Origin of the sequence: Sphingobium naphthae, from assembly GCF_043589935.1 — a bacterium.
Classification (GTDB): domain Bacteria; phylum Pseudomonadota; class Alphaproteobacteria; order Sphingomonadales; family Sphingomonadaceae; genus Sphingobium; species Sphingobium naphthae_A.
Genome location: NZ_CP171454.1, coordinates 2,424,219 through 2,433,743, shown reverse-complemented (window position 1 = coordinate 2,433,743; position 9,525 = coordinate 2,424,219). Strand labels below are relative to the sequence as shown.

Annotated in this window: 11 protein-coding genes; 7 read left to right on the top strand and 4 right to left on the bottom strand. The window is 64.2% G+C overall.

The genetic code is table 11. From position 1 onward, the window contains the following. Positions 1 to 57 precede the first annotated feature (57 nt). Together ACGGKE_RS12115 and ACGGKE_RS12110 are read left to right on the top strand one after the other, a co-directional pair. Positions 58 to 804 carry a 16S rRNA (uracil(1498)-N(3))-methyltransferase gene (locus ACGGKE_RS12115; RefSeq protein ID WP_394438191.1) on the top strand — a complete coding sequence of 249 codons (747 nt, stop codon included), beginning with the start codon at positions 58 to 60 and terminating at the stop codon, positions 802 to 804. Between the two features lie 98 nt (positions 805 to 902). Next, a complete protein-coding gene (locus ACGGKE_RS12110; protein ID WP_394438189.1) occupies positions 903 to 2,276 on the top strand; it encodes a glutamate--cysteine ligase in 1,374 nt (457 codons plus the stop codon). A gap of 21 nt (positions 2,277 to 2,297) precedes the next feature. On the opposite strand, the gene ACGGKE_RS12105 is transcribed toward ACGGKE_RS12110, so the two are convergent. From ACGGKE_RS12105 to ACGGKE_RS12095, 3 genes are read right to left on the bottom strand one after another with little or no spacing between them, the layout of a single operon-like run. Then, positions 2,298 to 3,596 (bottom strand): methyltransferase family protein, encoded by a 1,299-nt coding sequence (locus ACGGKE_RS12105; protein ID WP_394438187.1) that lies wholly within the window; start codon positions 3,594 to 3,596, stop codon positions 2,298 to 2,300. A 51-nt stretch (positions 3,597 to 3,647) separates the two neighbouring features. Further along, complete coding sequence (locus tag ACGGKE_RS12100; protein ID WP_394438185.1) at positions 3,648 to 4,007, bottom strand: STAS/SEC14 domain-containing protein; 360 nt, start codon at positions 4,005 to 4,007, stop codon at positions 3,648 to 3,650. Positions 4,008 to 4,060: 53 nt separating this feature from the next. Further along, entirely contained in the window at positions 4,061 to 4,630 is a 570-nt protein-coding gene (locus tag ACGGKE_RS12095) for a peptidase S14 (RefSeq protein ID WP_394438183.1), read from the bottom strand. Between the two features lie 126 nt (positions 4,631 to 4,756). Here ACGGKE_RS12095 and ruvA point away from each other — a divergent pair, with 126 nt between their 5' ends. From ruvA to ACGGKE_RS12070, 5 genes are all read left to right on the top strand, one after another. Then, positions 4,757 to 5,365, top strand: coding sequence for a Holliday junction branch migration protein RuvA (gene ruvA, locus ACGGKE_RS12090; RefSeq protein WP_394438181.1), 609 nt, complete (start codon positions 4,757 to 4,759; stop codon positions 5,363 to 5,365). Between the two features lie 44 nt (positions 5,366 to 5,409). After that, positions 5,410 to 5,655 carry a type II toxin-antitoxin system ParD family antitoxin gene (locus ACGGKE_RS12085; protein WP_394438179.1) on the top strand — a complete coding sequence of 82 codons (246 nt, stop codon included), beginning with the start codon at positions 5,410 to 5,412 and terminating at the stop codon, positions 5,653 to 5,655. Then, a complete protein-coding gene (locus tag ACGGKE_RS12080; protein WP_394438177.1) occupies positions 5,648 to 5,950 on the top strand; it encodes a type II toxin-antitoxin system RelE/ParE family toxin in 303 nt (100 codons plus the stop codon). The genes ACGGKE_RS12085 and ACGGKE_RS12080 overlap by 8 nt, the downstream gene beginning before the upstream one ends. Then, positions 5,947 to 6,966 (top strand): Holliday junction branch migration DNA helicase RuvB, encoded by a 1,020-nt coding sequence (gene ruvB, locus ACGGKE_RS12075; RefSeq protein WP_394438175.1) that lies wholly within the window; start codon positions 5,947 to 5,949, stop codon positions 6,964 to 6,966. Before ACGGKE_RS12080 ends, ruvB begins: the two co-directional genes overlap by 4 nt. Positions 6,967 to 7,105: 139 nt before the next feature. Further along, positions 7,106 to 8,860, top strand: coding sequence for an AMP-dependent synthetase/ligase (locus tag ACGGKE_RS12070; protein WP_394441965.1), 1,755 nt, complete (start codon positions 7,106 to 7,108; stop codon positions 8,858 to 8,860). 217 nt (positions 8,861 to 9,077) lie between these two features. Here the strand turns inward: ACGGKE_RS12070 and ACGGKE_RS12065 are convergent, their stop codons facing one another. Beyond that, positions 9,078 to 9,482: a hypothetical protein gene (locus tag ACGGKE_RS12065; protein ID WP_228167644.1), complete on the bottom strand. Its 405-nt coding sequence runs from the start codon at positions 9,480 to 9,482 to the stop codon at positions 9,078 to 9,080. Between the last annotated feature and the right edge of the window lie 43 nt (positions 9,483 to 9,525).

The following is a 9,525-nucleotide window of genomic DNA, read 5'->3' as shown; positions in this document are numbered from 1 at the left end:
CTCCTCTAATGAAGGGCAAGGCTGCTGGGCAAGTCGGACGTGAAGGGATGAAATGAAATGACCGCTACTCCTGCCTGGCCTCCGCAGAGCGCGCCGCGCCTTCATGTCGAAACCCAGCTGGGCGAAGGGATCGCGGTGCCAGTGGACGGCAACCCCGCCCATTATCTGATCAGCGTCATGCGGGTGAAGCCCGACGACATCGTCCTGCTGTTCGACGGTCGATCTGGCGAATGGGCGGCGCGGGCCCGCGACATCCGCAAGCGCGACTTAGTGCTGGAATGCGTGGCCCAGACCAAGCCGCCCGAACAGGTGCCCGATTTCTGGCTCTGCTGCGCGCCCATCCGCAAGGGGCGCATCGACCTGATCGCCGAAAAGGCGTGTGAACTGGGCGTCGCGAAGCTGCAGCCCGTGCTCACGCGCCGGGCCGTAGTGGACAAGCTCAATCTTGATCGGCTGCACGCCCATCTGGTGGAGGCGGCCGAACAATGCGGCCGCACAGCCCTGCCCGACCTGGGCGGCATGATGAAGCTGGACGCCCTGCTCAAGGACTGGCCTGCTGGTCGCCATCTCTTCTTCGCCGACGAAAGCGGGGGCGCGGCGCTGGACTCGATGCTGCGCGCCCATCCCGGACCCGCCGCCTTCCTCGTCGGGCCCGAAGGCGGCTTTGACCCGCAGGAGCGCGATGCGATCCGCGCAACGAAGGGCGCGATCCCGGTTTCGCTCGGTCCCCGCATCCTGCGCGCGGAAACCGCCGCCATCGCCGCCATATCGGCATGGATGACGATCAACGGCGATTGGAAATAGTTTCAATCCGCTATCTTCTTGCATGGGTCATAGGTGCAACTTATCTGTGCGCGGCGCGTCTGATTTGACGCGCAAAGGGGAAGCACTAAGGGCGGGGCATGAGCACCAGAACCGACTCAGCGGGTCATGATCCCGTCATCGAAAGCCGCGACCAACTGATCGCGGCCTTTGCCAAGGGCGAAAAGCCCAAGGACCGCTGGCGCATCGGCACCGAGCATGAAAAATTCGTCTATGACCGCAGCGATCATCACGCCCCTTCCTATGAGGAAAAGGGCGGCATACACGCGCTGCTGATCGGCCTGACCCGCTATGGCTGGACCCCGGTCTATGAAGGCGGCAACATTATCGCTCTGTCGGGCAGCGACGGCACCATCAGCCTGGAGCCGGCAGGCCAGCTGGAATTGTCGGGCGCGCCGCTCGAAAATCTGCATCAGACCTGCGCGGAAACAGGCCGGCACCTGGAACAGGTCAAGCATGTCGGCGACCAGCTCGGCCTCGGCTTCCTTGGCCTTGGCATGTGGCCGGACAAGAGCCGCGCCGACCTGCCGATCATGCCCAAGGGACGCTACGAGATCATGCTGCGCCACATGCCCCGCGTGGGCTCGCTCGGCCTCGACATGATGCTGCGCACCTGCACGATCCAGACCAATCTCGATTATGGCAGCGAAGCCGACATGGCGCAGAAGTTCCGCGTCAGCCTAGCGCTTCAGCCGCTCGCCACCGCGCTCTTCGCCAATTCGCCCTTCACCGATGGCAAGCCCAATGGCTTCCTGTCCTATCGCAGCCATATCTGGTCCGATACCGACCCCGCACGCACCGGCATGCTGCCCTTCGTGTTCGAGGACGGCTTTGGCTATGAACGCTATGCCGACTATGCGCTCGATGTGCCGATGTATTTCGTCTACCGCGACGGCAAATATATCGACGCCGCCGGCCACAGCTTCCGCGACTTTCTCGACGGCAATCTGTCCGTTCTGCCCGGAGATAAACCGACCGAGAAGGATTGGGAAGATCATTTGTCCACCGCCTTCCCGGAAGTGCGGATGAAGAGCTTCCTCGAAATGCGCGGCGCGGACGGCGGCCCATGGAACCGCATCTGCGCATTGCCCGCCCTGTGGGTCGGCCTGCTTTATGATCAGGGCGCGCTCGATGCCGCCTGGGATCTGGTCAAGGACTGGAGCATGGAGGAGCGGCAGCTGCTGCGCGACTCCGTGCCGCGCCTCGGCCTCGACGCGCCGATCGGCGGTGGCCGGACCTTGCGCGACATTGCCCGCCCGGTGCTTGACATCGCCCGTCTGGGGCTTGCCGCGCGCGGGCGGCTCAATGCGTCGGGCGACAATGAAACCGGCTATCTGTCCACGCTCGACGATGTCGTCGCGTCGGGCAAGACGCATGCGGAGCGGCTGCTCGACCGCTATCATGGCGAATGGCAGGGCGATCTTGGCCGGATCTACGCCGAAGAAAGCTTCTGATCTGGCCCGCCGCGCGCTTGCCTATTCGGCGGGCTGCTCACGCACGTGCGCGCCCTGATTGCGCCCCGTTGCCCAGGCGAAGAAGCGCGGCACGGGCGCGTGCCGCTCCATCCACGCGCTATAGGCCCGATAGGCGGGATCGGCCGACAAATGCTTTTCCTCGGTCTTCGCCCGCCAATAATAGACGGCGTTGGTCAGCCCCAGCATCGCGCAATTGCGCACCATGTCGGTGATGGAGCCGCTCACCGTCAGGAAAGGCAAGGACGCGAACCACCAGAAGAGATTCTTCGACAGATAGGCGGGATGACGCGTCCAGCGATAGGGCCCATGCGTCAATATGCCGCGATGCGTCAGGTTGGAAAAACGGATGCCGAACGCCACCGTCGCCCAGGCATAGAGGGCGGTCAGCAGCACCAGCCAGCCGCCCAGCAGCCATTGCAGGACCGTCGATCCCTGCGTCCACATGTCCCACTCCGCGCCCCCCGCATGATAGTCGAGCAACCCGCCATTGCCCATCAGGACGAAGGGGGGATAGCAGATCAGCGCCGCGAGCCAGCCACCCAGATAGGGGTTGGCTGTGCGGATATGCGAATCGAGCGGCTTGAAGGTGAGGATATAGCCGACCGTCGCCATGCAGACGTCGACCATGAACATGACCGCGATCAGGAAGCCGGCTAGCGCCACCGGATGTGCGATCGCGTCACTGATCCGCCATTCGACGACGCTCGCGAAATTGCCCGGCACGATCGAGATCATGAAGGCGAGGAAGAAGCCCTTCACCGCCCAGGCTCGCGCATGATTGGCAACCTCGCTCATGTCCGGCGGGCCGGCCGCGCCGCCGATCACCCATTGGCCAAAGCTGTACGTCGCGTCGCGCGGCTCGATCAGTCTTCGGTCAATCCAGAGGATATAGGGGATGGACGCGGCCAGCAGCCAGGGCGCGGCGTTCAGGAACAGGTCCATCGAAAAGCGATAATTGCCGCTCCAGTACCAGCGCGCGATGCAATAGAAGATGGCGATGGCGAGCCAGGTGGCCCACAGGCCGGCGATCTTGACGATGCTGGTGTCCAGCACCGCGCGCAGCGGGCGGGGCGGGGCCGCCCAGTCGATGCCAGTCGATGCGTGGCGATGCACCTTGTCGACGATCAACGACCACAAGACCATCGGCACGCCGCAGGCCACCACCGCCGCCAGCCCCGCATTGGGGCCGTTCATCCCATAATGACGCGCCACCAGCGTCCAGACGGCCAGCCCCACGAGGCCGGCGACGCCCGCCCCATGGCTGACGGCGGACGTAGGACAGGGATCGGCCTTGGACATGGCCGCGATCCTTAGCAGAAAAGCGTAAGCAAGCGATGAAGGGAGTGGCGCCTACTGCATCAACCACGCCTCGGCCGCATTGGCATCGTTGAAGAAGCGCACCTCCGCCCGGTCGGTCAGCCGCTGCGCCTGCAACCGCGCGAGGTTGGAGGCACAGACGAACGCGAGCTTGCGGGACCGGGTATCCGGCGACGCCATGAACCGGCTGAAGGCGGTGACAATATCCTGCGCCTGGATCTTCATGGCGCGAATGTCCGCCAATGTCAGATGACCCGGACCCGGCAACCGCGCCAATTCCTCGCGATAGCGCATCCCAAAGGATCGCACATCCTCGATCCCGAAGAAGCCGGATAGGCGAACACGGATCATCCCGCGGGACGGATCGGCGTCGATCTCATAATGTGCGTCCACATCTCTCTCCCGCGCGGGAGAACGCATGGGTCGCGCGACGGTTCAGCCGGGGGTTAGAGGACCGCCGCGACCAGCCCCAGCGCCTGCGCTTCATTGGCTTCCAGATACCAGTTTTCCGGCGCCTTCTGCAGCAATTCGTCCATCGTCACCCGCGATCCCAGGATCAGATTCTGGAAACCTTCATTCTGGATGGCGATCGACGTCTCGATCTCGTTGAGATTGGCCTTCAGCGTCGCGATGCAGGTGGAAAGCGGCCCGGCCAGCTGCACCGTCTTGGTGATGAGGCGCTCATGGATCATCAGCCGCGTGCCGCGCGTCAGATAGCGATTTTCGGTTGCGAAGAAGCTCATGAAGGTGGCGCCGGCCGAATAGACCGCGGTCTTGCCCAGGAACACCAGCCGCCGCTGCGGATAGAGGTCGGAATGAAAGCGAATATCCTCGCCCATCAGGCGCGCGATTTCCGGATCGCCGCCCAGCGTCGATATTTCGACGACCACCAGCCCCTGCTGCGGCGCGCTGCCCAGGCAGTTCTTGAAATGCAGATACATGCCATGATCGACGATCCCCGACAGGGCGATGGCGGGAAATTCGAAATCCTTGGGCGAAAGCAGCGGTGCGGTCATGAACGGCCTTCCTCAGATCAGGGTCGGCCTGCAATACGCGTGGGTCCGCAAAAGGTGCCGCGCTTTCTCACTGGCGCGCAGCGTCACAGGCTGTAAAGAACAGATCATGACCATGGGGCAGCGGGCATGATTGCGAAACTCAAGGGCCGTCTCGACAGCACGGGCATCGACCATGCCGTGATCGATGTCGGCGGCGTCGGCTATCTGGTCGGGGCGTCCTCGCGCACGCTCGCCGCGCTGGGTCCGGTGGGCGAAGCGGTGACAATCCACACCGAAATGCTGGTGGCGGAGGATTCAATCCGCCTTGTCGGATTCGCCCGGGCAGAGGAGCGGGACTGGTATCGGCTGCTCACGCATGTCCAGGGCGTTGGGTCGCGGGTCGCCCTTGCCATCCTTTCTGCGCTGGAACCCGCCGAGCTGCACCGCGCCGTCGCCACCGGCGACAGGGCGATGGTGGTGCGCGCCAATGGCGTCGGCCCGAAACTCGCCCAGCGCATCGTCAATGAACTCAAGGACAAGATCGGCGCGGCGCCAGCGGGCGGCCCGATCGGCCTGGCGGGCGCGGTTGCCCTCCCCGCGGGCAGCATGAGCGCCGACGCCCTGTCCGCGCTCCAGAACCTGGGCTTTAAGCCCTCCGAAGCCAGCAGCGCCGTCGCCGCCGCCGAGGAGGAACTGGGCGAAGCCGCCAGCCTCGACGCGCTGGTCCGCCTGGCGCTGCGAAAGGCGGCAAAGTGAGGAGGTCATTGGAACGCGATGACGAAAGGTCTACAGACTCGTCGATGGCAAGCCTGAATATCTCTATGCCGCCCGCGCTGGAACAATGGGTCGATACTCGCCTGGCGCAAGGCCGCTATGCGGACGCGGCCGATTATGTGCGTGATCTCATCCGTCGTGACCAGGAAGCAGCCGAAGATGGCCGGCAGTGGGTCCGCGACAAGATCGAGGAAGGCTTCGCATCTGGCATCATCGATGCAGAGCCCGAAAACGTCCTGAGAGAGATTATGGCGCGCCTGCCCGATGGCTGACCTAAGGCTCACGGTCGCTGCACGACAGGATCTCGAGACTATTCAGGATCAAGGACTGGACAGGTTCGGCGTACAGGCGACACGCATGCACATGCAGGGCTTTGAACGCATTTTCTCGCTCTTGCGCACGCACCCTGGGGCAGGAGAAGCGCGCGCTGATTACGGGGGTAATATTCGGGTGTTCTCGCATCGCCCGCATCGAATCATCTATCATGTAAGCGGCAAGGACATATTGATCGTGCGAGTCCTTCATGCAGCTATGGATGCCGCCACCGTGATGAGGCGCCACCCATGACCGACGACCGCCTTCTCACTCCCGCGCGGCGTCCCGAGGATGTCGATGCGGCCTTGCGCCCCAAATCGCTCGACGAATTTGTCGGCCAGCAGGCGGCGCGTGAAAATCTGCGTATCTTCATCCAGGCGGCAAAGGCGCGCGGCGATGCGCTCGACCATGTGCTCTTCTTCGGCCCGCCGGGCTTGGGCAAGACGACGCTGGCGCAGATCGTCGCCAAGGAAATGGGCGTGGGTTTCCGCGCCACGTCCGGCCCGGTCATCGCCAAATCAGGCGATCTTGCCGCGCTCCTGACCAATCTCGATGAAGGCGACGTGCTGTTTGTCGACGAAATCCATCGCCTCAATCCGGCCGTTGAGGAAGTCCTCTATCCCGCCATGGAGGATCGCGCGCTCGACCTGATGATCGGGGAAGGCCCTTCGGCGCGCTCCGTCCGCATCGACCTGCCGCGCTTCACGCTGGTGGGCGCAACGACGCGGCAGGGGCTGCTGACGACGCCGCTGCGGGACCGGTTCGGCATTCCCGTGCGCCTGCAATTCTATACCGTCGAGGAACTGGAGCTGGTCGTCCGCCGCGCCGCTCGTCTGCTGGATCTCGCCATCACCTCCGACGGCGCGATCGAGATTGCGCGCCGTTCGCGGGGGACCCCGCGCATTGCGGGACGGCTGCTGCGCCGGGTGCGCGACTTCGCCAATGTCGCGGGTGCGGAGGCAGTCGACCGAAAGGTCGCCGACGCCGCGCTGCAACGGCTGGAGGTCGATCAGCTTGGTCTCGACCTCATGGACCGGCGCTATCTGATGATGATTGCGGACATTTATCGCGGCGGTCCGGTCGGCGTCGAAACGCTGGCCGCCGGCCTTTCCGAGGCGCGCGATACGATCGAGGAAGTGATCGAGCCCTATCTGATCCAGCTTGGCCTCATCGCCCGCACTGCGCGCGGACGCTGCCTCAACGGGCCGGGCTGGAAGCATCTTGGCCTTCATCCGCCGCAGGACGTGCAGAACGGCCTGTTCGACTGAGGCAACCATCCGAAAAGCATAGCCGTTACGGCATGGCGCAGTTATAGCCTTGCCAGATGCACAGGCGCGCGCCAGACGCGCCGAAAACCGCAGGAGTCGAGCCTTGAGGGCGATCGAGAAATTTCCCAATCTTGTCACCATGTTCTTCACCCGGGCCAAGGAAAAGGGCGACAAGCCCTTCCTCTGGCGCAAGACCGAGGGCGAATGGCGGCCGCTCAGCTGGGCGGAAGTCGCTCGTCAGGTCGCTGCTTTGTCCGCCGCGCTCAAGGCGCAGGGGCTGAAACCCGGCGATCCGGTGATGCTGGTCAGCGAAAACCGGCCCGAATTCTGCATCGCCGATCTGGCGATCATGGCGGCGGGCTGCGTCACCGTGCCCACCTACACCACCAACACCACGCGCGATCACCAGCATATCCTGACCGACAGCGGCGCCCGCGCGGTGATCGTGTCCACCGCCAAGCTGGCGCAGGCGCTGATGCCGGCCGTCATCCGATCGCAGGCCGCCTTCGTCATCGGCATGGAGCCGCTGCGCGGCGCGCAGGGCAGCTGCGCCTGCCACCTGTGGCGCGACCTGATTGCCGCCCATGCCCATGATCCCGCGGCCGATGTCGACATCGTTGCCGCCGCGCAGACCGCGACACGCGACGATCAGGCCTGCATCATCTACACCAGCGGCACCGGCGGCGCGCCGCGCGGGGTGATGCAGCATCATGGCGCGATCCTGCTGAACTGCGAGGGCGCCGGCGCGATCGTGACCGAGGATTTCGGCTGGGATGATGAGGTTTTCCTCTCCTTCCTGCCGCTCAGCCACGCCTATGAACATAGTGGCGGCCAGTTCCTGCCGATGCTGCTGGGCGGGCAGATCTATTATGCTGAAGGGCTGGAAAAGCTCGCCAGCAATATCGAGGAAGCGCGCCCCACCATCATGGTGGTCGTGCCCCGCCTGTTCGAAGTGCTGCGCGCCCGCATCATCAAGTCGATCGAGAAGCAGGGGAAATTCCCTACCTATCTGCTGAACCAGGCGCTGCGTATCGCGGCGAAGGAACAGGCGGGCAAGGGCTCCATCCTGGACGCGCCCATGAAGGCGCTGCTCTCTCGCACGCTCATTCCCAAGGTGCGCGCGCGCTTCGGTGGCCGGATGAAAGCGCTGGTCTCGGGCGGCGCGCCCCTCAATCCTGACGTCGGCCTCTTCTTCCACGCCATGGGCCTTACCCTGTTGCAAGGCTATGGCCAGACCGAAGCGGGTCCTGTGGTCAGTTGCAACAGGCCACGCGCCGGCATCGCGATGGACACGGTCGGCCCTCCGCTCGACGGCGTCGAGGTGCGGATCGCCGACGATGGCGAGATATTGGTGCGCGGCGAACTGGTCATGCACGGCTATTGGCGCAATCCCGCCGAAACCGAAAAAGTGCTCAAGGATGGCTGGCTTCACACCGGTGACATTGGCGAGATTGATGCGCGCGGCCGCATCCGCATCACCGATCGCAAGAAGGATCTGATCGTCAACGACAAGGGCGACAATGTCTCTCCGCAAAAGGTGGAAGGGATGCTGACGCTCCAGCCGGAAATCGGCCAGGCGATGGTCCATGGCGACCGCCGCCCCTATCTGGTCGGGCTGATCGTGCCCGACGCCGAATGGACGCGCGAATGGGCGGAGGCTCAAGGAATCGCGCCCGAAGCCGCCACTACCCTCCCCACCTATCACGCGGCGCTGCGCGCAGCGGTCGACCGGGTCAATGACGACTTGTCGGTGATCGAGCGGGTGCGCCGCTTCGTGCTCGCCGACGAAGCCTTCGGGATCGAGAATGAGGAGCTTACCCCCTCGATGAAGATCCGACGCCACGTCATCCGCAAACGCTATGCCGACCGGCTGGACGCGCTCTACAAGGCCTGACTAGCCAAGATGCGGGCGATGACCTTGAATTCGAAGTTGAACCCAGCCAGCCAGTTGACGCCGACCGCGGTCCAGTTCGGATAGGGCGGTTCCGGAAAGATCTCGGCCTTTACCGCCGTGACGGCGTCAGCCTCCGCGGATGCGCAACGGCGGTGCGGCGGCAGGGGTCAAGGACAGGACGGGCGTCCCGACGCCGGGCACGCCCCCTCCCGCTCGTTTATGGCTGCTTGGGCGTCCGATAGGGGATGAAATCGCCCAGCGCGCACGCGCCCGAGGTGATGCCGGACACTGGGCTCGCGGTCGTCGTGAAATCGCCCCGACACATTTGCGATCCAAAGCTGCGGACGATCATAATGTCCCCGCGCGTCAGGCCGTTGCAGCTACCGATCAGTTCATTCTTGTAGACCAGCTTGCTGCTCACCCGATACAGCAGCACATTGTTGCTGATGACGCGCAAATTGGTCTGCGGCACCCGGCTGATGCAAGTCTGCTTCTCACCGGCGACCTTGCCGGCCAGCGCCTCGTCCAGTTCCGCCATCTGCTTGGGCGTCAACGGCTTGGGCTCGTAGCTGCCGGTACATCCCGCCAGCAGCAGCGGCGTCATCCACATCCATGCGCGCATCATCGTCTCTCCAACTTGGCCGTCTCTTGGACGGCGACGTACG

Coding starts and splice junctions, on each gene's coding strand:
- ACGGKE_RS12115 (WP_394438191.1), top strand. CDS start 58: ATGACCGCTACTCCTGCCTGGCCTCCGCAGAGCGCGCCGCGCCTTCAT.
- ACGGKE_RS12110 (WP_394438189.1), top strand. CDS start 903: ATGAGCACCAGAACCGACTCAGCGGGTCATGATCCCGTCATCGAAAGC.
- ACGGKE_RS12105 (WP_394438187.1), bottom strand. CDS start 3,596: ATGTCCAAGGCCGATCCCTGTCCTACGTCCGCCGTCAGCCATGGGGCG.
- ACGGKE_RS12095 (WP_394438183.1), bottom strand. CDS start 4,630: ATGACCGCACCGCTGCTTTCGCCCAAGGATTTCGAATTTCCCGCCATC.
- ruvA (WP_394438181.1), top strand. CDS start 4,757: ATGATTGCGAAACTCAAGGGCCGTCTCGACAGCACGGGCATCGACCAT.
- ACGGKE_RS12085 (WP_394438179.1), top strand. CDS start 5,410: ATGGCAAGCCTGAATATCTCTATGCCGCCCGCGCTGGAACAATGGGTC.
- ACGGKE_RS12080 (WP_394438177.1), top strand. CDS start 5,648: ATGGCTGACCTAAGGCTCACGGTCGCTGCACGACAGGATCTCGAGACT.
- ruvB (WP_394438175.1), top strand. CDS start 5,947: ATGACCGACGACCGCCTTCTCACTCCCGCGCGGCGTCCCGAGGATGTC.
- ACGGKE_RS12070 (WP_394441965.1), top strand. CDS start 7,106: ATGTTCTTCACCCGGGCCAAGGAAAAGGGCGACAAGCCCTTCCTCTGG.
- ACGGKE_RS12065 (WP_228167644.1), bottom strand. CDS start 9,482: ATGCGCGCATGGATGTGGATGACGCCGCTGCTGCTGGCGGGATGTACC.